17 protein-coding genes and 5 tRNA genes are annotated in these 22828 nt (G+C 48.5%); 21 read left to right on the plus strand and 1 reads right to left on the minus strand.

The genetic code is table 11. The features are described 5' to 3' along the window. Window positions 1-23 precede the first annotated feature (23 nt). From DQW12_RS06265 to DQW12_RS06370, 21 genes are all read left to right on the plus strand, one after another. Window positions 24-99, plus strand: a tRNA-Thr gene (locus tag DQW12_RS06265). Between the two features lie 15 nt (window positions 100-114). Then, window positions 115-199 (plus strand) — tRNA-Tyr (locus DQW12_RS06270). Window positions 200-233: 34 nt separating this feature from the next. Next, window positions 234-308, plus strand: a tRNA-Gly gene (locus DQW12_RS06275). Window positions 309-321: 13 nt separating this feature from the next. Next, window positions 322-397 (plus strand) — tRNA-Thr (locus DQW12_RS06280). A gap of 101 nt (window positions 398-498) precedes the next feature. Beyond that, window positions 499-1683: an elongation factor Tu gene (gene tuf, locus DQW12_RS06285; RefSeq protein WP_113906984.1), complete on the plus strand. Its 1185-nt coding sequence runs from the start codon at window positions 499-501 to the stop codon at window positions 1681-1683. Between the two features lie 253 nt (window positions 1684-1936). Beyond that, window positions 1937-2701, plus strand: a complete 765-nt coding sequence (locus DQW12_RS06290) for a glycerophosphodiester phosphodiesterase (protein ID WP_113906985.1) — start codon at window positions 1937-1939, stop codon at window positions 2699-2701. A 130-nt stretch (window positions 2702-2831) separates the two neighbouring features. Next, window positions 2832-3197: a hypothetical protein gene (locus DQW12_RS06295; RefSeq protein WP_198683914.1), complete on the plus strand. Its 366-nt coding sequence runs from the start codon at window positions 2832-2834 to the stop codon at window positions 3195-3197. A 132-nt stretch (window positions 3198-3329) separates the two neighbouring features. Beyond that, window positions 3330-3406 (plus strand) — tRNA-Trp (locus DQW12_RS06300). 60 nt (window positions 3407-3466) lie between these two features. Then, complete coding sequence (gene secE / locus DQW12_RS06305) at window positions 3467-3847, plus strand: preprotein translocase subunit SecE (protein WP_113906987.1); 381 nt, start codon at window positions 3467-3469, stop codon at window positions 3845-3847. A gap of 17 nt (window positions 3848-3864) precedes the next feature. Next, window positions 3865-4410, plus strand: a complete 546-nt coding sequence (gene nusG, locus DQW12_RS06310) for a transcription termination/antitermination protein NusG (protein ID WP_113906988.1) — start codon at window positions 3865-3867, stop codon at window positions 4408-4410. A 114-nt stretch (window positions 4411-4524) separates the two neighbouring features. After that, window positions 4525-4953 (plus strand): 50S ribosomal protein L11, encoded by a 429-nt coding sequence (gene rplK, locus DQW12_RS06315; RefSeq protein ID WP_113906989.1) that lies wholly within the window; start codon window positions 4525-4527, stop codon window positions 4951-4953. Window positions 4954-4957: 4 nt separating this feature from the next. Then, window positions 4958-5659 carry a 50S ribosomal protein L1 gene (gene rplA / locus DQW12_RS06320; RefSeq protein ID WP_113906990.1) on the plus strand — a complete coding sequence of 234 codons (702 nt, stop codon included), beginning with the start codon at window positions 4958-4960 and terminating at the stop codon, window positions 5657-5659. 276 nt (window positions 5660-5935) lie between these two features. Continuing rightward, on the plus strand, window positions 5936-6454 hold the full coding sequence (rplJ, locus tag DQW12_RS06325) for a 50S ribosomal protein L10 (protein ID WP_113906991.1): 519 nt from the start codon (window positions 5936-5938) through the stop codon (window positions 6452-6454). A 49-nt stretch (window positions 6455-6503) separates the two neighbouring features. Continuing rightward, window positions 6504-6878: a 50S ribosomal protein L7/L12 gene (rplL, locus tag DQW12_RS06330; protein WP_113906992.1), complete on the plus strand. Its 375-nt coding sequence runs from the start codon at window positions 6504-6506 to the stop codon at window positions 6876-6878. Between the two features lie 205 nt (window positions 6879-7083). Next, window positions 7084-11112, plus strand: coding sequence for a DNA-directed RNA polymerase subunit beta (rpoB, locus tag DQW12_RS06335; protein ID WP_113906993.1), 4029 nt, complete (start codon window positions 7084-7086; stop codon window positions 11110-11112). 64 nt (window positions 11113-11176) lie between these two features. Beyond that, window positions 11177-15397 (plus strand): DNA-directed RNA polymerase subunit beta', encoded by a 4221-nt coding sequence (rpoC, locus tag DQW12_RS06340; protein ID WP_113906994.1) that lies wholly within the window; start codon window positions 11177-11179, stop codon window positions 15395-15397. A 491-nt stretch (window positions 15398-15888) separates the two neighbouring features. Next, complete coding sequence (rpsL, locus tag DQW12_RS06345; RefSeq protein ID WP_113906995.1) at window positions 15889-16263, plus strand: 30S ribosomal protein S12; 375 nt, start codon at window positions 15889-15891, stop codon at window positions 16261-16263. A gap of 76 nt (window positions 16264-16339) precedes the next feature. Beyond that, window positions 16340-16810, plus strand: a complete 471-nt coding sequence (gene rpsG, locus DQW12_RS06350) for a 30S ribosomal protein S7 (RefSeq protein WP_113906996.1) — start codon at window positions 16340-16342, stop codon at window positions 16808-16810. Between the two features lie 124 nt (window positions 16811-16934). After that, window positions 16935-19079: an elongation factor G gene (fusA, locus tag DQW12_RS06355; RefSeq protein WP_113906997.1), complete on the plus strand. Its 2145-nt coding sequence runs from the start codon at window positions 16935-16937 to the stop codon at window positions 19077-19079. Between the two features lie 61 nt (window positions 19080-19140). Then, the gene (gene tuf / locus DQW12_RS06360; protein WP_113906984.1) at window positions 19141-20325 is read left to right on the plus strand and encodes an elongation factor Tu; all 1185 of its coding nucleotides are present in this window, start codon (window positions 19141-19143) and stop codon (window positions 20323-20325) included. A gap of 570 nt (window positions 20326-20895) precedes the next feature. Then, on the plus strand, window positions 20896-22095 hold the full coding sequence (locus tag DQW12_RS06370) for a GAF domain-containing protein (RefSeq protein WP_113906999.1): 1200 nt from the start codon (window positions 20896-20898) through the stop codon (window positions 22093-22095). 14 nt (window positions 22096-22109) lie between these two features. Here the strand turns inward: DQW12_RS06370 and upp are convergent, their stop codons facing one another. Next, window positions 22110-22739 (minus strand): uracil phosphoribosyltransferase, encoded by a 630-nt coding sequence (gene upp, locus DQW12_RS06375; RefSeq protein ID WP_113907237.1) that lies wholly within the window; start codon window positions 22737-22739, stop codon window positions 22110-22112. Window positions 22740-22828: the final 89 nt, after the last annotated feature.

The following is a 22828-nucleotide window of genomic DNA, read 5'->3' on the forward strand; positions in this document are numbered from 1 at the left end:
ATGCGCTCCACCTAACCGGTGGTGCCGGCATAGCTCAGTTGGTAGAGCAACTGACTTGTAATCAGTAGGTCCCGAGTTCGACTCTTGGTGCCGGCACCAACTTTAAAAATTCGTGGAGGGGTTCCCGAGCGGTCAAAGGGATCAGACTGTAAATCTGACGGCTCAGCCTTCGCAGGTTCGAATCCTGCCCCCTCCACCATTTTTTGCAGGTCCGAGGTAGCCCAGTTCTGAATGCGGGTGTCGTATAATGGCTATTACCTCAGCCTTCCAAGCTGATGACGCGGGTTCGATTCCCGCCACCCGCTCCAAAAACTTGTCCATGCTGATATAGCTCAGTCGGTAGAGCGCACCCTTGGTAAGGGTGAGGTCGGCGGTTCAAATCCGCCTATCAGCACCAGTTTTGCAGACACGTCTAACTCTCCTGCTATACTTGAATTTTATTTTCAACACCAAGAAGCATCGCTGTTTGAGTCAGCGCGTTTCGAGAGAGAGGCTGTCATGGCAAAAGCTAAGTTTGAACGTTCAAAGCCGCACGTAAACGTGGGCACCATTGGTCACGTAGACCACGGTAAAACCACTTTAACTGCAGCAATCACTACTGTATTGGCAAAAACCTACGGTGGAGCTGCGAAAGACTTCGCATCAATCGATAACGCGCCAGAAGAGCGTGAGCGTGGTATTACTATCTCAACCTCACACGTTGAGTATGACACGCCTACGCGTCACTACGCGCACGTAGACTGCCCAGGTCACGCTGACTACGTTAAGAACATGATTACCGGTGCTGCACAGATGGACGGCGCGATTTTGGTAGTTGCGTCTACAGATGGTCCGATGCCACAAACCCGTGAGCACATCTTGTTGTCACGTCAGGTAGGTGTACCTTTCATCGTTGTATTCATGAACAAGTGTGACATGGTAGACGACGAAGAGTTGTTGGAATTGGTAGAGATGGAAGTACGTGAACTTCTTTCTGAGTACGACTTCCCAGGTGACGACTTGCCAGTAATTCAAGGTTCAGCGTTGAAAGCGTTGGAAGGTGAAGAGCAGTGGGAGAAGAAGATTCTTGAGCTAGCAGAAGCGCTTGATTCTTACATTCCAGAGCCAGAGCGTGACATCGACAAGCCATTCTTGATGCCTATCGAAGACGTATTCTCAATTTCAGGCCGTGGTACGGTAGTTACCGGTCGTGTTGAGCGCGGAATCGTGAACACAGGTGACGAAGTAGCGATTGTTGGTTTGAAAGACACCACGAAAACTACAGTAACAGGTGTAGAAATGTTCCGTAAGCTGCTTGACGAAGGTCGTGCGGGTGAGAACATTGGTGCGTTGTTGCGTGGTACGAAGCGTGAAGATATCCAACGTGGTCAGGTATTGGCGAAGCCAGGTTCAATCACTCCGCATACTAAGTTCGAAGCAGAAGTGTATGTATTGAGCAAAGAAGAAGGTGGACGTCACACTCCATTCTTCAAAGGCTACCGTCCACAGTTCTACTTCCGTACAACAGACGTAACGGGTGCGGTAGAGCTTCCAGAAGGCGTTGAAATGGTAATGCCAGGCGACAACATTAAGTTTGTTGTAGAGCTGATTGCTCCAATCGCGATGGACGAAGGTTTGCGTTTCGCAATCCGTGAAGGTGGCCGTACTGTAGGTGCGGGCGTAGTATCTAAGATTCTAGACTAAGAATCGGATGCACGAGGGCGGTATTGCCGCGCTCACCAAGATAGAGAAGGCGCCTACGGGCGCCTTTTTTGTTTGCGTAGGTACGGCACCGCCGTACATTGCACGATGTTGAATGCATACCAATCCCGGCACCGCCGTACATTGCGCGATGGTGAATTTAAATCCCGATGAACGCGCAGCAATGCCGCGCGTTTCGCGATGTGAAATTCAGCTGTATACTCTAAGGGTTGCTTAACAAATGTAAGGGCTTCTGATGACCACTTGGATCAGCCACCGCGGGTTTTGCGGAAAGCCGAACGAAGCGCAGAACACTGAGAATACAGCGGAAGCTTTTCACGCCGCAATTGAGTTTGGTTTTGACCACTTAGAAACGGATTTGCGAACAACCGAAGACGGCCATATTGTTCTATGTCACGACCCAGATTTAAACCGCGTGTCGGGTAGCACGAGAGCAATTCACGAAATGTCTCGCAAGGAATTAGCAAACGAGCGTTTACTACACGGCGAGCGGCTTTTGTTTTTCGACCAATTCTTGGAGCATTTTTCTCATTTAAATTGGATTCTCGACATCAAGCCCGAGCACGCCTCGCGAACCATTGAGGTACTCAGCACTTGGAGCCGTGATCCAGCAGTTGCCGAATTCCTAGCAAACCGCGCCCGATATTTATTCTGGGACGCGAAACATGAGCAGCATTTAACGAGCGAACTACCAGATGCCACCTGCCTTGCTCGAGACCGGGCTTGCTATCGAGCAGGTGTCGCCTCTCTGTTTGGAGTGCCCACCCTCGGCAATATTCAAGCGGGGCAAGCTTATGCCGTACCACCGCGTATTGCCGGCGTTCCTATCTTAAATGAAAATTTAGTAAAACGTTTCCATCAACAGAATGCTAAAGTGATTGGATATCTTCCAGAAACAGACGCCGACCATAAGAAAGCGTTGCAAGCCAATGTTGACCAACTACTGACAAACCATGCACACTTAAAGGCGGATTCATTCCTACTGCTGGGAGACGATTAATATGTACACGCGCTTATTGTGGGTTTCTTGCTTGCTGCCTTTGTTGTATGCGTTACCAGTTGCGGCGGCTAATAATCCTATCTCTATCTCAGTTGGCGCGGGTATAAATTATACCGGTTATGGGGCCGCTGTGGGTTATTCTTGGGAACACAGTAGTATTTCAGTTTCGGCTGGGCTAATGACATCGTCACGGATATATGGCGAGCATTTTGGTGGTGGTATTTCCTATCAACGTAACGACCTATTGAGTCAATACTTTGACAACCCAGAAAAGCACGCATTTGGTCTTTATGCAGGCACTGTGGGTACAAGGTTCGATAATTTCGGTTTAGGGGGTTACCGTTATGAGCCACTTTACGGAGCAGCGTTAACCTACAATTACTTTTTTAATGGCTTCCATGACCGGGGTTTTCATGTTGGCGCTTTCCTCGGATATGGGGCAAATAGCGACGCCAACGCAACACCCGCAGGCCTGCAACTAGGCTATCGGTTTTAACCGAATCTAATCTTGCTTTTAAGCGTTTGATCGGTATAATGACGCGTCCATTCTGGTCGCTTCCTCAATAACTCCCTTGCCTGCCTTGAAACGCACAAGGTTAGTGTATCGGCCGAATGGAAAACATGTTCTAGGGGTGTAGTTCCAATTGGTAGAACAGCGGTCTCCAAAACCGATGGTTGGGGGTTCGAATCCCTCCACCCCTGCCAGAATTTTAGCGGTGTGTAAACGCACCCAATACGATAGCGTAAGGTGCAGGACTTAGTATCATGAGTGCAAATACAACAGAAAATGCAGCAAATCCTATGGACAGCGTAAAGTGGATTATTGCCATTGGTCTTCTTGCCGCAGCGGTGGTAGGAAACTACATGTTAGGCGATGTTTCCGTTGTCGTGCGTGCTATCGGTGTGATTGTTTTAGTTGTGGCGGCGGCATTTGTTGCGGCGAGTACAGCAAAGGGCGATCAATTCATTAAGTTCTCAAAAGAGAGCCGTACCGAGGTTCGTAAAGTGGTATGGCCTTCGCGCAAAGAAGCCACCCAAACCACACTCATCGTATTAGGCGCTACGGTAATTGTTGCGCTTATCTTGTGGGGCTTAGACGGGATTTTAGTCCGGGTAGTGGGCTTTGCAACTGGTGTTAGCGTTTAATTACAGGGGAAAGCAACATGACTGAAGAAGTTAAAAAGCGTTGGTATGTCGTTCAAGCTTTCTCTGGTTTTGAAGGCCGCGTAGCTAAAATTTTGCAAGAGCAAATTAAGCTGCATGGTATGGAAGATCGCTTCGGTCAAATTCTTGTACCGACCGAAGAAGTCGTAGAAATGCGCGGTACTCAAAAGCGTAAAAGCGAGCGTAAGTTCTTCCCTGGTTACGTACTGGTGGAAATGGCGATGGATGACCAAACCTGGCACTTAGTGAAGAGTACACCTCGTGTGTTGGGCTTCATTGGTGGCACGGCTGAACGCCCAGCACCTATAACGCAGAAAGAAGCAGACGCAATTTTAAACCGTTTAACAGAGTCTGCAGACAAACCGCGTCCGAAAACTTTGTTCGAGCCGGGCGAAGTTATTCGCGTAACCGACGGACCCTTTGCCGATTTCAACGGTACTGTGGAAGACGTGGATTACGATAAAAGCCGCATGAAAGTTTCGGTTTCAATTTTTGGTCGTTCAACGCCAGTTGATTTGGATTTTAGCCAAGTCGAAAAAGGTTGATCCTGTTGGCGGATTCCTATACAATCCGCCTCCGTTTTTCATATTCGGGTAGCCGTTTGAGTAGGTCTCCTCTTGGTCTACGAGGCGTTTCACCCATAATTACAGAGGTTTATCATGGCTAAGAAAGTCTCCGCCATCATCAAGCTGCAAGTAGCAGCTGGTGCGGCAAACCCTTCACCACCCGTTGGTCCAGCGTTGGGTCAGCACGGTGTTAACATCATGGAATTCTGTAAAGCGTTCAACGCTTCTACAGGCGAACTTGAAAAAGGCGCTCCTGTTCCTGTTGAAATCACTGTGTTTGAAGATCGCTCGTTCACCTTTATCACTAAAACGCCTCCTGCGGCATTCTTGTTGAAAAAAGCAGCTGGCATTAAGAGCGGTTCAGGTCGTCCTAACACTGAGAAAGTGGGTACTGTTACCCGCGCACAACTCGAAGAAATTGCAAAAACCAAAGAACCGGATCTGACTGCGTCAGATATGGAAGCAGCGGTACGTACTATCGCTGGCTCTGCGCGTTCTATGGGTCTTAAGGTAGAGGGCTAAGCAGATGGCACGTTTAACTAAGCGCATGAAAGCAATCCGCGAAGCCGTTGATAACACGCGTGACTACGAAATCAACGAAGCAATCGCATTATTAAAGAAACTTGCAACTGCAAAGTTCACTGAAAGCGTAGACGTTGCTGTGAACCTTGGCATTGACGCTCGTAAATCAGACCAAAACGTACGTGGTGCTACCGTACTGCCGAACGGTACTGGCCGTGACGTTCGCGTTGCTGTATTTACCTCAGGCGCGAATGCTGACAAAGCGAAAGAAGCCGGTGCTGACTTAGTCGGTATGGAAGACCTAGCTGAGCAAGTGAAGAAAGGCGTAATGGACTTTGACGTTGTTATCGCTTCTCCAGACGCAATGCGCGTTGTTGGTCAATTAGGTCAGGTATTAGGTCCGCGTGGTCTTATGCCAAACCCGAAAACTGGTACTGTAACTCCAGACGTAGCAACTGCAGTTAAAAATGCAAAAGCGGGTCAGGTACGCTACCGTAACGACAAGAATGGTATCATTCACTGCACCATCGGTCGTGTAGACTTCGAAGACGCGAAATTGAAAGAAAACCTTGAAGCCCTTATTGTGGCGCTGAAGAAAGCCAAGCCTTCTTCAGCAAAAGGTACATTTATTGGACGTGTAAGCTTGTCGACCACTATGGGCGCGGGCGTACGTGTTGACCAAGCTTCATTGGACGTTCGCGCGTAAGCCGAAACCAAGAAAAGCTTGAAGGTTTTAGGGTTGGAGTCGCCTCCTCACTTGTTGTTGAAGTGGCTCCCATCCAAGACCGCAGGTGTTCATACCGTGAGGTAAGAGCTTAATTTCTTTCAATCCTGAAAGAGCCTGCGCAGATGGTGATATCCGACTCAGACTCTCTGGGTAAGAGATTCACCGTGACAAAGCGGCAAGGGAGCGTGAGCAAACTTGTCACATTGGAACGTTGAGGCCGGTTTTCCGGTTCCTCAGTAAAAAGAGGTGATACTAGTGGCACTAGGTTTAGAAGCAAAAAAGCTGATCGTTAAAGAAGTTAACGAAGTAGCTTCAGAAGCTCTATCCGTCGCTGTTGCTGAGTATCGTGGTATGGAAGTTGCGGACATGACCCGACTTCGCGTCCAAGCGCGCCAGCAAGGTGTATATCTGAAGGTAATTCGGAACACATTAGCGAAGCGTGCTTTACAAGGCACGAAGTTTGAAGACATTGAACCAGCACTGACAGGTCCTCTTGTTTATGGCTTCTCAATCGATGCACCAGGCGGCGCTGCTCGCTTGTTCAAAGATTTCGCCAAAGAAAGCAAGGTTCTGAAAGTAACGGCATTGTCGATTGGAAATGGCCTTATGGGTCCAGAAAAATTGGACGCAGTTGCATCACTTCCAACACGCGACGAAGCGTTGGCCAAATTGCTTGCTACCTTCAAAGCGCCTGTATCGAAATTTGTTCGTACTATCAACGAAGTACCTACAAAATTTGTACGCGTTTTGTCAGCAATCAAAGACGCCAAATAAGCGACTTAACAATTTATTTTTATTTACTTAAACCCAGGAGTTTAGAGAAATGGCTCTGACTAAAGAAGATATTTTAAACGCGATCGCTGAAATGCCAGTTATGGAACTGGTTGAATTGATCGAAGCTGCTGAAGAAAAATTCGGTGTTGACGCATCTGCTGCTGTTGCAGTAGCTGCTGGCCCTGCTGCCGCTGCTGAAGCTGCAGAAGAGAAAACTGAATTTGACGTAGTTCTTAAAGCAGCTGGCGCTAACAAAGTAGCAGCTATCAAAGCAGTACGTGCAGCAACTGGCCTAGGCTTGAAAGAAGCCAAAGCAATGGTTGAATCAGCACCTGTAGCTGTTAAAGAAGGCGTGAACAAAGACGAAGCTGAAGCACTGAAAAAAGAGCTTGAAGAAGCTGGTGCGGAAGTTGAAGTTAAGTAATTCGCTTAACTTGCAATAAGGCCAGAAATGGCTTTAGGCTGGTGACTTTTTAGTCACCAGCCTTTTTGCGCTAAAAAGGATAGTCGGGTTTCCTGTGTCCCCAACTGTTCTACAACCAATCACAGGCGGACGGATTGTGACAAACTCCGTTGGCTGCTGCCACTATAGGCAGCTTGGGTCAGAAATCAGCTAGCTGAGGAACCCCATGGCGTACTCCTACTCTGAAAAAAAACGTATTCGTAAGGACTTCGGGAAACGTCCCCAAGTTCTAGAAGTACCTTACTTGCTCTCAATTCAGCTCGACTCATTTAAGAAGTTTATCGAAGCAGATCCAGAAGGCCAGTATGGTCTCGAAGCTGCATTTCGGTCAGTCTTCCCAATCTCGAGCTACTCCGGCAATACTGAGCTGCAATACGTCAGCTACCGTCTTGGAGAACCTGTATTTGATGTAAATGAGTGTCAAATTCGCGGCGTTACCTACTCTGCACCGTTACGCGTTAAGCTGCGTTTAGTGGTGTACGATAAAGACGCACCCGCGGGCACCGTAAAAGACATCAAGGAACAGGAAGTTTACATGGGCGAAATTCCGCTCATGACCGATAACGGAACCTTTGTAATTAACGGTACGGAACGAGTCATCGTTTCTCAGCTGCACCGTTCACCAGGTGTGTTCTTCGATCACGATCGAGGCAAAACACACTCGTCAGGTAAAGTTTTATATAACGCACGGGTTATTCCTTACCGTGGTTCATGGCTCGACTTCGAGTTTGACCCGAAAGACAACGTATTCGTGCGTATCGATCGCCGTCGTAAACTTCCTGCGTCTATTATTTTGCGCGCATTGGAATATTCCGACGAGCAGATTCTCGATATGTTCTTCGACAAAACTCAATTTGAGATTCGTCGCAACAAGCTGTTTATGACGCTTGTTCCAGAGCGTTTACGTGGCGAGACTGCACTTTTCGACATTAAATCACCAGACGGCGATTTAATTGTGGAGAAAGGGCGTCGCGTAACGGCTCGACACATTAAACAAATTACTGATCTTGCTATTAGTGAAATGGAAGTGCCGCACGACTACCTCGTGGGCAAAGTCCTCGCTAAAGATTACGTGAACAAAAAAACCGGCGAAATTGTTACCACTGCAAACAGCATTGTTACTTTAGAGCTGTTAGCTGCGTTAACCGAAGCAGGCTTTAAGAAATTCGAAACACTGTTCATTAACGACCTCGATCATGGTCCTTATATCAGTGAAACGCTTCGTATCGACTCAAGCACAAATAAACTTGAAGCGTTGGTCGAAATTTATCGCATGATGCGCCCAGGCGAGCCGCCAACCAAAGATGCAGCAGAAAGCTTGTTCGAGAACTTGTTCTTCTCTGAAGACCGTTACGACTTGTCGACTGTTGGTCGCATGAAGTTTAACCGTCGTTTAGGGCGCAGCGAAGAAACGGGTTCTGGTACCTTAACCCGCGAAGATATCGTTGAGGTTATGAAAAAGCTGATCGAAATCCGTAACGGTTTAGACGTTGTGGATGATATCGATCACCTTGGTAACCGTCGTATTCGTTCTGTTGGTGAAATGGCAGAGAACCAATTCCGTGTAGGCTTGGTTCGTGTAGAGCGCGCTGTAAAAGAGCGCTTAAGCCAAGGCGATTTAGACGCGGTTATGCCACAAGACTTGATCAACGCCAAGCCAATCTCGGCGGCAGTGAAAGAGTTCTTTGGTTCAAGCCAGTTGTCTCAGTTTATGGACCAAAACAACCCGTTGTCAGAAGTTACGCACAAGCGTCGTATTTCTGCTTTGGGTCCAGGTGGTTTGACACGTGAGCGTGCGGGCTTCGAAGTACGTGACGTGCACCCAACGCACTACGGTCGCTTGTGTCCAATCGAAACACCGGAAGGTCCAAACATTGGTTTGATCAACTCGTTATCAACCTTCTCGCGCACCAACGAATATGGCTTCTTAGAAACGCCCTATCGTCGTGTTGAAAACGGTGTGGTAACAGACGAAGTTGAATACTTGTCGGCAATTGAAGAAGGCAAATATGTAATCGCGCAGGCGAACATTCAGTTGAACGAGAAAGGCGAGATTGTAGAAGACCTCGTACCTTCACGTCACAATAATGAATTTACGCTGATGAACCGCGATCAAGTTCAGTTTATGGACGTAGCGCCGCAGCAAATCGTATCGATTGCCGCCAGCTTAATTCCATTCTTAGAACACGATGACGCCAACCGTGCATTGATGGGTTCGAACATGCAACGTCAGGCAGTGCCTGGCTTACGTGCCGACAAACCATTAGTAGGTACGGGTGTTGAGCGTACGGTAGCGGTTGACTCGGGTGTAACCGTAGTGGCCAAGCGGGGTGGTGTGATTGATTACGTAGACGCTGCCCGTATTGTCGTAAAGGTAAATGAAGAAGAAATGGTACCTGGCGAAGCCGGTATCGACATTTATAACCTTACTAAGTACACACGTTCGAACCAAAACACCTGTATTAACCAAAAACCATGCGTGAACCCGGGTGAACCGGTAATGCGCGGCGACGTGTTAGCCGACGGTCCTTCAACCGACCTGGGCGAATTGGCACTTGGCCAGAACATGCGCGTAGCCTTTATGCCGTGGAATGGTTACAACTTCGAAGACTCGATTCTTATTAGTGAGCGCGTGGTAGACGAAGACCGTTTAACCACGATTCACATTCAAGAGCTGAGCTGCGTAGCGCGTGACACAAAACTGGGTTCTGAAGAGATTACCGCAGATATTCCGAACGTGGGTGAGTCTGCATTAGGTAAGCTTGATAACTCGGGTGTTGTTTACATCGGTGCGGAAGTAAAAGGTGGCGATATTCTGGTCGGTAAGGTAACGCCGAAGGGCGAAACTCAGCTTACGCCAGAAGAAAAGCTCCTGCGTGCAATTTTCGGTGAGAAAGCGTCTGACGTAAAAGACAGCTCATTGCGCGTGCCTAATGGTGTGAACGGTACTGTTATCGACGTGCAAGTGTTTACTCGTGACGGCGTTGAGAAAGATCAGCGTGCCCTCGATATCGAATCAATGCAGCTTGCGCAAGTGAAGAAAGACCTCGGCGACGAGTTCAAGATTCTTGAAGACGGTATTTACACCCGTGTGCGTAACTTATTGCTAGCCAATGGTTTCGACGAGTCTAAGTTAGCTGCAATTGACCGTTCAAAATGGTTAACGCAGAACTTGAAAGACGAGTCGGCGCAGCAAGACCTTGAACAGCTTGCTGCTCAGCACGAAGAAATTCGTGCCGATTACGACAAACGTTTAGAGCAGAAGCGTCGTAAGATTACTCAAGGCGATGACTTACAGCCGGGCGTATTAAAGATTGTAAAGGTTTACCTTGCGGTGAAGCGTCGCATTCAGCCGGGTGATAAAATGGCCGGTCGTCACGGTAACAAAGGTGTAATCTCTACCATTGTTCCAGTAGAAGACATGCCGTACGACGAAACAGGCGAGCCTGTAGATATCGTATTGAACCCATTGGGTGTACCTTCGCGGATGAACGTGGGTCAGATCCTTGAAACTCACTTAGGCGCAGCGGCGCGTGGTATTGGTCGTAAGATCGACACCATGCTTGCGGAACAACGCAAACTTGCTGAGCTTCGCGAGTTCTTGCAAAACGTATACGACTTAGGCAAAGGCCGTCAGGAAGTAAATATCGACGAGTTTAGCGACGAAGAAGTATTGCGTTTAGCGGAGAACCTGAAAAAAGGTTTACCGATTGCAACGCCTGTATTCGACGGTGCTATTGAATCAGAAATCAAAGGGTTACTAAAACTTGCAGATTTACCTGAGTCTGGACAAATCAAACTGTACGATGGTCGTACCGGTGATTCGTTCGAGCGCCCAGTAACTGTGGGTTACATGTACATGTTGAAGCTGAACCACTTAGTAGACGACAAGATGCACGCGCGTTCTACGGGATCGTACAGCCTTGTTACTCAGCAGCCGCTGGGTGGTAAAGCGCAGTTCGGTGGTCAGCGTTTCGGTGAGATGGAAGTGTGGGCACTTGAAGCATACGGCGCAGCGTACACGTTGCAAGAAATGCTGACGGTGAAATCAGACGACGTCAACGGCCGTACCAAAATGTACAAGAACATCGTCGATGGTAACCATGAGATGGATCCAGGCATGCCGGAGTCGTTCAACGTATTGTTGAAAGAGATTCGCTCGCTCGGTATCAACATCGAGTTAGAAGACGAATAAAGACCCCGGTACAGGGGGCGATTGTCGCCCCCTGGCAAGAGTTAACTCCGACAGGAGACGAAACGTGAAAGATTTATTGAAGTTTCTGAAGCCCGTAAAAGAAGTTGAAGAGTTCGACCGCATTCGCATTGGTTTGGCGTCGCCAGACCAAATTCGTAGCTGGTCGTTCGGTGAAGTTAAAAAGCCGGAAACGATCAACTACCGTACGTTCAAACCCGAGCGTGATGGGCTTTTCTGTGCTCGTATTTTTGGGCCAGTAAAAGACTACGAATGTTTGTGTGGAAAATACAAGCGCCTCAAGCACCGCGGTGTAATTTGTGAAAAGTGTGGCGTTGAAGTAACCCTCACGAAAGTGCGCCGTGAGCGCATGGGTCACATTGAACTCGCGAGCCCAGTGGCACATATTTGGTTCTTAAAGTCGTTACCAAGCCGGATTGGCTTGATGCTCGACATGACCTTGCGTGACATCGAACGCATTCTGTACTTCGAAAGCTACGTGGTGATCGACGCCGGTATGACTGATCTGGAAGTGGGTTCATTGCTCGGCGAAGAAGATTACCTCGACTCGCTCGAAGAGCACGGCGACGACTTCACGGCAAAAATGGGTGCGGAAGCGATTCTGCATTTATTGCGTGCCTTGGATTTGGAAGGCCAAATTCGCATGTTGCGTGAAGAGCTGCCTGAAACCAATTCAGAAACCAAGCGTAAGAAAATTACCAAGCGTTTGAAATTGCTTGAGTCGTTCTACCAGTCTGGTAACAAGCCAGAGTGGATGATCATGCAAGTATTGCCAGTATTGCCACCTGATTTGCGTCCGTTAGTACCTTTGGACGGCGGTCGCTTTGCAACCTCTGATTTGAACGACTTGTATCGCCGCGTCATTAACCGGAATAACCGTTTGAAGCGTCTATTAGACCTCGCGGCGCCGGACATTATTGTGCGCAACGAAAAACGTATGCTGCAAGAAGCGGTAGACGCGCTGTTAGACAACGGCCGTCGCGGTCGTGCTATCACTGGCTCGAACAAGCGTCCATTGAAATCTTTGGCCGACATGATCAAAGGTAAGCAGGGTCGTTTCCGTCAGAACCTTCTTGGTAAGCGTGTTGACTATTCAGGCCGTTCTGTAATTACAGTAGGTCCGAAGCTACGTTTGCACCAGTGTGGTCTTCCCAAGAAGATGGCACTTGAGCTATTCAAACCATTTATTTACGGCAAACTTGAAGGGCGTGGTTTAGCCACAACCATTAAAGCTGCCAAGAAAATGGTTGAGCGTGAAACCGCAGAAGTTTGGGATATTCTCGATGAAGTAATTCGTGAGCACCCAGTGTTATTGAACCGTGCACCAACCCTTCACCGTTTGGGTATTCAAGCGTTTGAGCCGGTGCTGATTGAAGGTAAAGCGATTCAGTTGCACCCATTAGTGTGTGCGGCTTATAACGCCGACTTCGACGGTGACCAAATGGCGGTTCACGTTCCGTTAACGCTCGAAGCGCAAATGGAAGCGCGGGCGTTGATGATGTCAACGAACAACATCCTGTCACCTGCAAGTGGTGAGCCGATTATCGTTCCTTCTCAAGACGTTGTTTTGGGCGTGTACTACATGACCCGTGAGAAAGTGAATGGCTTAGGCGAGGGCATGGTATTTAAGAGCCCGAAAGAAGCTGAAAAAGCGTACCGTGCGGGTAAGGCGGAACTTCATGCTCGCGTTAAAGTGCGTATCAATGATGCGTATTATAACGACGACGGTGAAATGATTCGTGAAACCAAAATTGTTGAAACAACAGTAGGTCGCGCAATCTTCTCATTGATTTTGCCTGAAGGCTTGCCGTACGACGCGATTAACCAAGACATGGGTAAAAAGCAAATTTCACGTTTGTTGAACCGTTGCTACCGTGACTGTGGTTTGAAACCGACGGTAATCTTTGCCGACCAATTGATGTACACCGGTTTCCATTACGCAATGATCTCGGGAACTTCTGTTGGTATTAATGACATGGAAATTCCAACAGCGAAAGCCGACATTATTGAAGACGCCGAAGGTCAGGTTGCTGAAATTCAGGAGCAATTTGAGCAAGGCCTAGTAACTGCGGGTGAGAAGTACAACAAGGTTATCGATATTTGGTCAACGGCCAACGAGAAAGTATCGAAAGCCATGATGGAAAACCTCTCGAAAGAAACGGTGATCAACGCTAAAGGCGAAGAAGAAGAGCAAAAAGCATTTAACTCTGTATTTATGATGGCCGATTCGGGCGCACGGGGTTCTGCGGCGCAGATTCGTCAGCTCGCTGGTATGCGTGGTCTAATGGCCAAGCCAGACGGCTCAATCATTGAAACGCCAATTGTCGCAAACTTCCGTGAAGGTTTGAACGTACTCCAGTACTTCATCTCAACCCACGGTGCGCGTAAAGGTTTGGCTGATACGGCACTGAAAACAGCCAACTCAGGTTACCTGACACGCCGCTTGGTAGACGTAGCACAAGACTTAGTGATCAGTGAACCAGACTGCGGAACCTACGACGGTCTTTACGTGAAGCCATTGATTGAAGGCGGCGACGTAGTAGAACCGTTACGTGAGCGCGTGCTGGGTCGTGTCGTGTGTGACGACGTACTAAAGCCGGGTACTGAAGAAGTATTGATTCCGCGTAACACCATGCTCGACGAGAAATGGTGTGACGTGCTCGAAGCGAATTCAGTCGACGAAGTAAAAGTACGCTCTGTTATTACCTGTGAATCGATTCACGGAGTGTGCTCGAACTGTTATGGCCGCGACCTAGCGCGTGGTCACTTGGTGAACGAAGGTGAGTCGGTCGGTGTTATCGCTGCTCAGTCTATCGGTGAACCTGGAACGCAGTTAACCATGCGTACCTTCCACATTGGTGGTGCGGCATCGCGAGCTTCTGCGGAAAACAACGTACAGGTGAAAAACGCCGGTCGTATTAAGCTTCACAACGCGAAATTCGTTGAAAACTCAGATAACTTACCGGTTATTACTTCACGTTCAGCCGAGTTGACCTTAATTGACCAACACGGCGCAGAGCGCGAGCGTTATAAGATTCCTTATGGTGCCGTTCTGAAGAAAGGTGACGAAGCTGAAGTTGAAGCCGGCGAAATCGTGGCGAACTGGGACCCGCATACACACCCAATTATTACCGAAGTAAAAGGTAAGATTAAATTTGTCGATATGATCGACGGTGTGACTATGCGTACCCAAACCGACGAACTCACCGGTTTAACCAGCGTTGTTGTGTTGGAAACAGGTGAACGTACCAGCGCCGGTAAAGACATGCGCCCGGCGGTGAAATTGGTTGACGAAAAAGGAAATGACGTCAACATCGTGGGTACCGATATGCCTGCACAATACTTCTTGCCAGGTGGTGCAATCGTATCTCTCGCCGATGGCTTGCCAGTAAACGTGGGTGACACCTTGGCCCGTATTCCACAGGAAGGCTCGAAAACTCGAGACATTACCGGTGGTCTACCACGTGTTGCCGACTTGTTCGAAGCGCGTAAGCCAAAAGAGCCAGCGATTCTTGCCGAAGTTACCGGTACCGTGTCTTTCGGTAAGGAAACTAAAGGTAAGCGGCGCTTAATGATCACCCCATTAGAAGGTGGTGATCACTACGAAGAGATGATTCCGAAGTGGCGTCAGTTGAACGTGTTCGAAGGTGAGCAAGTGACAAAAGGTGAAGTTATTGCCGATGGTCCAGAAGCTCCGCACGACATCTTGCGTTTACGTGGTGTGTCTGCAGTGTCGAATTACATCACCAACGAAGTGCAGGAAGTTTACCGCCTGCAAGGTGTAAAAATTAACGACAAGCACATTGAAGTTATCGTGCGTCAGATGCTGCGTAAGGTCATTATCTTGCGTGCAGGCGACACCGACCTTCTTGAAGGCGAGCAGGTTGAGTTCTCGAAAGTGGTGGAAGTAAACCGTGAGCTTGAAGCCGCGGGTAAAATTCCAGCAACTTACGAGCGTCAGTTGCTGGGTATTACCAAAGCGTCACTTTCAACAGAGTCGTTTATTTCAGCGGCCTCGTTCCAAGAAACAACGCGGGTACTTACCGAAGCAGCGGTTCAAGGAAAATACGATCCATTACGTGGCTTGAAAGAGAACGTTATTGTAGGTCGCTTGATCCCAGCGGGTACCGGTTACGCCTATCATCAGGAGCGTCAGCGTAAACGCCGCGCAGCGATGGTAACGCCAGTTACCGCAGCCGATGCAGAACAGGCGCTTTCTGATGCATTAAATGAAAGCGCAGACAATGCAGATAATAACGACGCGTAAGCATACATAATCGAATATGCGAACTTAAAAAAACCCAGCTTCGGCTGGGTTTTTTATTGCTCATTTGGTAAAGCGCTGTTGATACGTGTTGGCGCCTTTGTAAAAAACAGCCTTGAGTGGGCACGTCTACCGAGATTTTGCTGGTCACAACTTGCCCGTTCTTTAACGCCAATGGTGAATTATTCGACGTTTAAGTTGTTACTGTACGTACGAAACGTGACGGTGCAACCATCGAACACGAGCAATCGCTAAATGAACCGTAAATGATAAGGCTCGCTCTGAGCCTAATCGATAACCGCATATATCACCCTACCTGCTTGACAGTTTATTAAATGAACTATAAACTTCGCCCTCCTCATTTTGGGGAATTAACTTGTTTTTTGGTCCTGATTTAGCGACTGAGACCATGAAAGCAGAAGCGGCGCTTGGGTGGCTAAACCACTCGGGCGCGTTCGTTTGTTGCAAATATACATGCTAGAAGTGGAGAAACCATGGCAACAGTAAACCAATTAGTGCGCAAGCCACGCAAAAAGCCGGTAGAAAAAAGTAACGTACCGGCGTTGCAAGCATGCCCACAAAGACGTGGTGTTTGTACACGTGTGTACACTACCACCCCTAAAAAACCAAACTCAGCACTTCGTAAAGTTTGCCGTGTTCGTTTAACGAACGGCTACGAAGTAAGCTCATACATCGGCGGTGAAGGCCACAACTTGCAAGAGCACAGTGTGGTATTGATCCGCGGCGGTCGTGTAAAAGACTTGCCAGGTGTTCGTTATCACACGGTTCGCGGCGCACTTGACTGTGCGGGCGTAAACGACCGTAGACAAGGCCGTTCTAAGTACGGCGCGAAGCGGCCTAAGTCTTAACGGTTCTCCGTTTTTAGTAAGGCCAAACTGAATAGTAACGTTTTGGGTAAATCCCTGAAGATATCGGAGAAATCTAATGCCAAGAAGACGCGTCATAGGTCAACGTAAAATCCTGCCGGACCCTAAGTTCGGATCAGAGTTGTTGGCGAAGTTCATCAACGTTGTCATGGTTGATGGTAAGAAATCAGTCGCTGAAAAAATCGTATACGGTGCTTTAGACATCGTTGCACAAAAAGCTGGTAAAGATCACCTAGAAGTATTTGAAGGTGCTCTAGACAACATCCGTCCTGCGGTTGAGGTTAAATCTCGCCGTGTGGGTGGTTCTACATATCAAGTACCTGTAGAAGTTCGCCCTGTGCGTCGTAACGCCCTAGCCATGCGCTGGATGGTGGACGCGGCTCGTACCCGTGGTGAAAAATCAATGGCTCAGCGCCTTGCTGGCGAAATGCTTGACGCTTCACAGAACAAAGGTTCTGCAGTGAAGAAACGTGAAGACGTTCACCGCATGGCTGACGCGAACAAAGCGTTCGCGCATTACCGCTGGTAATCCAGTTGGTAAACAGTCGCGCGTAAGCGTGCGCTAGCTAGTCGGTGTTGCTATTTGCGTGATAAAATTCGCATTAGCAACACCGAAATTAACGCTCCCAATTCGAAATTAAGAGGAAGCAATTGTGGCAAGACAAACATCGATTGAGCGCTACCGTAATATCGGTATCTGTGCTCACGTAGACGCCGGTAAAACCACCACCACCGAGCGTGTACTTTTCTATACCGGTTTATCGCATAAGCTGGGTGAAGTACATGACGGCGCAGCCACCACGGACTGGATGGAACAAGAGCAAGAGCGTGGTATTACTATCACCTCTGCAGCTGTAACTAGCTTCTGGGCTGGTATGGATCAGCAGTTTCCACAGCACCGCATTAACATCATCGACACCCCTGGTCACGTAGACTTTACTGTTGAAGTAGAGCGTTCGCTACGTGTTCTTGACGGTGCCGTTGTTGTATTGTGTGCGTCTTCTGGTGTTCAGCCGCAAACCGAAACGGTTTGGCGTCAGGCGAACAAATACGAAGTACCACGCATGGTATTCGTGAACAAAATGGACCGCATGGGTGCAGACTTCATGAACGTTGTGAAGCAAATGAAAACCCGTTTGGCCGCTGTTCCTGTACCGTTACAAATTCCAATCGGCGCTGAAGAAGACTTCAAAGGCGTTGTTGACCTTGTAAAAATGAAGGCCATCAACTGGAATGAAGACGATCAGGGCATGACGTTCACTTACGAGCCTATTCCTGAAGATCTGCAAGACGAAGCGGAAGAGCTTCATGCAGAGCTTGTAGAAGCGGCAGCCGAAGCGAACGAAGAGTACATGAACAAGTACTTAGAAGACGGTGAATTGACTGAAGAAGAGATCAAATTAGGTCTTCGTCAGCGTACATTGAATAACGAAATTGTACCTGTTCTTTGTGGTTCAGCGTTCAAAAACAAAGGTGTTCAAGCTGTACTCGACGCGGTAATCGAATACTTACCTTCGCCAACCGAAGTAAAGGATATTCGTGGCGTGCTTGAAAACGGTGAAGAAACCACGTGTGCGTCGAGCGACGACGAGCCTTTTGCTGCGTTAGCGTTCAAAATCGCAACTGACCCGTTCGTAGGTACCTTAACCTTCTTCCGCGTATACTCAGGTGTGGTTAATGCAGGCGAGTCTGTATACAACGCTGTGAAGCAGAAGAAAGAGCGTTTCGGTCGTATCGTGCAAATGCACGCAAACGATCGTCAAGAGCTTAAAGAAGTTCGTGCAGGCGACATCGCCGCTGCGATCGGCTTGAAAGACGTAACTACGGGTGACACCTTGTGTGCACACGAGCGTATCGTTGTACTTGAGCGTATGGAGTTCCCAGAGCCAGTAATCTCTGTTGCGGTTGAGCCAAAAACTAAGGCTGACCAAGAGAAGATGGGTATTGCGCTGGGTAAATTGGCTGCAGAAGATCCTTCATTCCGCGTTAAAACTGACGAAGAGTCAGGCCAAACGATCATCTCTGGTATGGGTGAACTTCACCTCGATATCATTGTTGACCGTATGAAGCGTGAATTTAAGGTTGAGTGTAACGTAGGTAAACCTCAGGTTGCTTACCGTGAAACCATCCGTCAGAAAGTTGAAGTGGAAGGTAAATTTGTTCGTCAGTCTGGTGGTCGTGGTCAGTACGGTCACGTTTGGTTACGTATGGAGCCATTAGAGCTTGATACTTCACCAGCGAAGAAAGACGAAGAAGAGCGTGCTACTTACGAATTCGTAAACGAAATCGTGGGTGGTGTGGTACCGAAAGAATACATCCCTGCAGTTGACAAAGGTTGTCAAGAGCAGATGAACAACGGTGTACTTGCAGGCTTCCCAGTATTGGGCGTTAAAGTAACCTTGTTCGATGGTTCTTACCACGATGTTGACTCAAACGAAATGGCGTTTAAAATCGCAGGCAGCATGGGCTTTAAGAAAGGTGCGTTGCAAGCGAAGCCAGCTCTACTTGAGCCAATCATGCAAGTAGAAGTTGTTACTCCTGAAGATTTCATGGGTGACGTAGTGGGCGACTTGAACCGTCGTCGTGGTATGATCGAAGGCATGGAAGACGCGCCAGGTGGACTGAAGCAAGTTCGTGCGCAAGTACCTTTGGCTGAAATGTTCGGCTATGCTACCGACTTGCGCTCACAAACGCAGGGTCGTGCATCATACGCGATGGAATTCTTGAAGTATCAAGAAGCTCCAAACAACGTTGCAGAAGCAGTTATTGCTGCTCGTAACGTGAAAGACAAAGAATAGTTGAGGTCTGGTCCCGGTCCTCTAGGGCCGGGCTTTTAACTTTAGAAAGGAAGATATAGTCATGGCAAAAGCTAAGTTTGAACGTTCAAAGCCGCACGTAAACGTGGGCACCATTGGTCACGTAGACCACGGTAAAACCACTTTAACTGCAGCAATCACTACTGTATTGGCAAAAACCTACGGTGGAGCTGCGAAAGACTTCGCATCAATCGATAACGCGCCAGAAGAGCGTGAGCGTGGTATTACTATCTCAACCTCACACGTTGAGTATGACACGCCTACGCGTCACTACGCGCACGTAGACTGCCCAGGTCACGCTGACTACGTTAAGAACATGATTACCGGTGCTGCACAGATGGACGGCGCGATTTTGGTAGTTGCGTCTACAGATGGTCCGATGCCACAAACCCGTGAGCACATCTTGTTGTCACGTCAGGTAGGTGTACCTTTCATCGTTGTATTCATGAACAAGTGTGACATGGTAGACGACGAAGAGTTGTTGGAATTGGTAGAGATGGAAGTACGTGAACTTCTTTCTGAGTACGACTTCCCAGGTGACGACTTGCCAGTAATTCAAGGTTCAGCGTTGAAAGCGTTGGAAGGTGAAGAGCAGTGGGAGAAGAAGATTCTTGAGCTAGCAGAAGCGCTTGATTCTTACATTCCAGAGCCAGAGCGTGACATCGACAAGCCATTCTTGATGCCTATCGAAGACGTATTCTCAATTTCAGGCCGTGGTACGGTAGTTACCGGTCGTGTTGAGCGCGGAATCGTGAACACAGGTGACGAAGTAGCGATTGTTGGTTTGAAAGACACCACGAAAACTACAGTAACAGGTGTAGAAATGTTCCGTAAGCTGCTTGACGAAGGTCGTGCGGGTGAGAACATTGGTGCGTTGTTGCGTGGTACGAAGCGTGAAGATATCCAACGTGGTCAGGTATTGGCGAAGCCAGGTTCAATCACTCCGCATACTAAGTTCGAAGCAGAAGTGTATGTATTGAGCAAAGAAGAAGGTGGACGTCACACTCCATTCTTCAAAGGCTACCGTCCACAGTTCTACTTCCGTACAACAGACGTAACGGGTGCGGTAGAGCTTCCAGAAGGCGTTGAAATGGTAATGCCAGGCGACAACATTAAGTTTGTTGTAGAGCTGATTGCTCCAATCGCGATGGACGAAGGTTTGCGTTTCGCAATCCGTGAAGGTGGCCGTACTGTAGGTGCGGGCGTAGTATCTAAGATTCTAGACTAAGAATCGGATACACGAGGGCGGTATTGCCGCGCTCACCAAGATAGAGAAGGCGCCTACGGGCGCCTTTTTTGTTTTTGGCCTGCCCGCGAAATGCCCAACGCCCGCAGGCGACCTTTGAATTCGAACGCAATCGCTTCGACAGATTCCTGTTAGCGCTGGCGGTACTTTTGAGGGTATTGGTTTGCTGGGGTCTCTGAGGCATGGATGCCGAAGAGAAGCCCCCATGGATGGGGTCACGGCGTCCCCAGAAAACCAATGCCCTTAGCCGGAAGAAAAGCCAGAGCCTCCCACCTTCCTTTTCGGCATCCATGCCGCCAGAGGGCCTGCCCGCGAAATGCCCAACGCCCACAGGCGACCTTATCTGGAACGATAAACAGCGAAAGGTTAAGGTAAATAGCATTGCACTGCTTTGGTGCAGTCTTTATGCTAGGTAACATTGACTAGCGGTAACTCGCTGCTTACTTTTGAAGAACTTTCGTTTTAACGTAAGTCGTTCAAACCTTAGCCGTTTAACGTAAGTGGATTTTAACCTAAGCGGGTTTTAATAAACGCCGTCTCACGGAGCGATGCATGCAGGCACCAAAACCAGCAAAGAATGAAGCCGAACGTTTAGCGTTTTTAAGAGCGCTGAAAATTCTCGACACCTACCCAGAAGAGCGTTTCGACAACATTACCGCCCTTGCCACCAATATTTTTTCAGTGCCCGTTGCGCTGATCAGCTTGGTAGACGAGAACCGCCAGTGGTTCAAGTCGAAGTGTGGTTTGGAGTCGGCAGAAACCCCCCGCGATATCTCATTTTGTGGCCACGTTGTAGAAACGTCGGAAATGTTAGTCATTGAAAACGCAAAAGCCGATGAACGCTTTAAGGACAATCCATTGGTAACTGCCGAAAAAGACCCCATTCAGTTTTATGCGGGTGCACCGCTGTTACTCAAAGACAAATTTATCATTGGTACCTTATGTATTATCGCGCACGAACCCAAAACCTTAACCGATGATCAAAAAGACCAATTAAAGCGGCTGGCAAGGGTAGTGGTAGATGAAATCGAGCTACGTTCGTTGTTTTCCGAAGCGAATAGATTACGCACAAAGTTGGCGGACAAACAAGTTCATTTAAGAGCGCGAAATGGCAAGCTGTTGAGTTTAGTTGAACGGTTTAAGGCGAACCGAAATCGGTTATTGAATGCTGAGCGGCTCGCTACCGTTGGTGCGGCGGCAACTGGATTGGTAACAGATTTCTCCGCTGTAACGGCATCTCTGAACGAAACAGACGCCGACAGTTTTAAACACGCGCTAACCGCCGTAAACGAGATTTATTCTACCTGCGCAGACGAACAATTAGCGAACTTAAACGCAAGCGACGCACTCACCGAAACGCTCAAACTCATACAGCAACGTTATGGTGCGCGACTCACCGTGTTGCCGCTCGAGTTAGAGCAAGGTTGTATGTTGCGGGCGGTGCACGGTCAAGTTCGTATTGTGTTTATCGCGGTTCTTGTTGGTTTGGTTGAGGCACGATCGAAGGGCATCAAAATGCGCGTAAAGCTGGTTCGCCAGAGTGATTCTCTACAATTTTTGTTTACCAGCAACGGCGAAGATGACGAAACCGGTTTACAAACAAACGGTGTCACTTTAACAACGCAATGTTTTCGACTTGCGCAAGGTATTGTAGCGGATTATGAAGGTTCGCTCAGTGTCACTAAGCAGCATGGTAAAGGCATTCAAGTAAATGTAACAGTCCCCGCCAGTAGCGGGGAGCCATCCGAATAGAACGTTGCGCAATACTAGCGGGTGCCAAATATCTTGTCGCCCGCGTCGCCTAAGCCAGGGATAATGTAACCGTGCTCGTTTAAGTGTGAATCGAGCGAGGCGGTATAAATATCTACGTCTGGGTGTGCCGCTTGTACTTTTTTAACGCCCTCCGGAGCTGCAACCAGCACCAATACCCGAATTTCTCGACAGCCATGGCGTTTTAGCATGTCGAGGGTGGCGATCATTGAGCCGCCGGTTGCTAACATAGGGTCAATTACCAAAGCAAACCGCTCTTCAATGTTACCCGCGAATTTTTCAAAATAAGAGACCGGCTCAAGGGTTTCTTCGTCGCGATAAAGGCCAACAACAGACACGCGAGCACTGGGAATGAGCGTAAGTACGCCGTCGAGCATGCCAATGCCGGCGCGCAGTATGGGAACTACGGTTACTTTCTTGCCTTTCAGGGTTTTTACCTTAATGGGGTTACCACTCCAGCTTTTTATTTCTCGTGTTTCGAGTGGCATATCTTTGGTTGCTTCGTAGGTGAGTAAGTTGCCAAGTTCGTTCGCAAGCTCGCGAAAACTCTTGGTGCTTATCCCCTCTTCACGCATAAGGCCCAGTTTGTGTTGCACTAATGGGTGCTGAATTACATGCAAAGCCATTAAAAAACTCCGTTGTTCGTCGCCAAAAGTTAGTTCATTATAGCCACGTGCTACCAAGAGTCATGTGTTTCCGTTAGAATGTTTCGCCT

It is taken from the genome of Aliidiomarina celeris, from assembly GCF_003316875.1.
Taxonomy (GTDB): Bacteria; Pseudomonadota; Gammaproteobacteria; order Enterobacterales; family Alteromonadaceae; genus Aliidiomarina; species Aliidiomarina celeris.

Bases quoted from the DNA above. Each gene is read 5' to 3' on its own strand.
- tuf (WP_113906984.1), top strand. From the start codon at position 499: ATGGCAAAAGCTAAGTTTGAACGTTCAAAGCCGCACGTAAACGTGGGC.
- DQW12_RS06290 (WP_113906985.1), top strand. From the start codon at position 1,937: ATGACCACTTGGATCAGCCACCGCGGGTTTTGCGGAAAGCCGAACGAA.
- secE (WP_113906987.1), top strand. From the start codon at position 3,467: ATGAGTGCAAATACAACAGAAAATGCAGCAAATCCTATGGACAGCGTA.
- nusG (WP_113906988.1), top strand. From the start codon at position 3,865: ATGACTGAAGAAGTTAAAAAGCGTTGGTATGTCGTTCAAGCTTTCTCT.
- rplK (WP_113906989.1), top strand. From the start codon at position 4,525: ATGGCTAAGAAAGTCTCCGCCATCATCAAGCTGCAAGTAGCAGCTGGT.
- rplA (WP_113906990.1), top strand. From the start codon at position 4,958: ATGGCACGTTTAACTAAGCGCATGAAAGCAATCCGCGAAGCCGTTGAT.
- rplL (WP_113906992.1), top strand. From the start codon at position 6,504: ATGGCTCTGACTAAAGAAGATATTTTAAACGCGATCGCTGAAATGCCA.
- rpoB (WP_113906993.1), top strand. From the start codon at position 7,084: ATGGCGTACTCCTACTCTGAAAAAAAACGTATTCGTAAGGACTTCGGG.
- rpsL (WP_113906995.1), top strand. From the start codon at position 15,889: ATGGCAACAGTAAACCAATTAGTGCGCAAGCCACGCAAAAAGCCGGTA.
- rpsG (WP_113906996.1), top strand. From the start codon at position 16,340: ATGCCAAGAAGACGCGTCATAGGTCAACGTAAAATCCTGCCGGACCCT.
- tuf (WP_113906984.1), top strand. From the start codon at position 19,141: ATGGCAAAAGCTAAGTTTGAACGTTCAAAGCCGCACGTAAACGTGGGC.
- DQW12_RS06370 (WP_113906999.1), top strand. From the start codon at position 20,896: ATGCAGGCACCAAAACCAGCAAAGAATGAAGCCGAACGTTTAGCGTTT.
- upp (WP_113907237.1), bottom strand. From the start codon at position 22,739: ATGGCTTTGCATGTAATTCAGCACCCATTAGTGCAACACAAACTGGGC.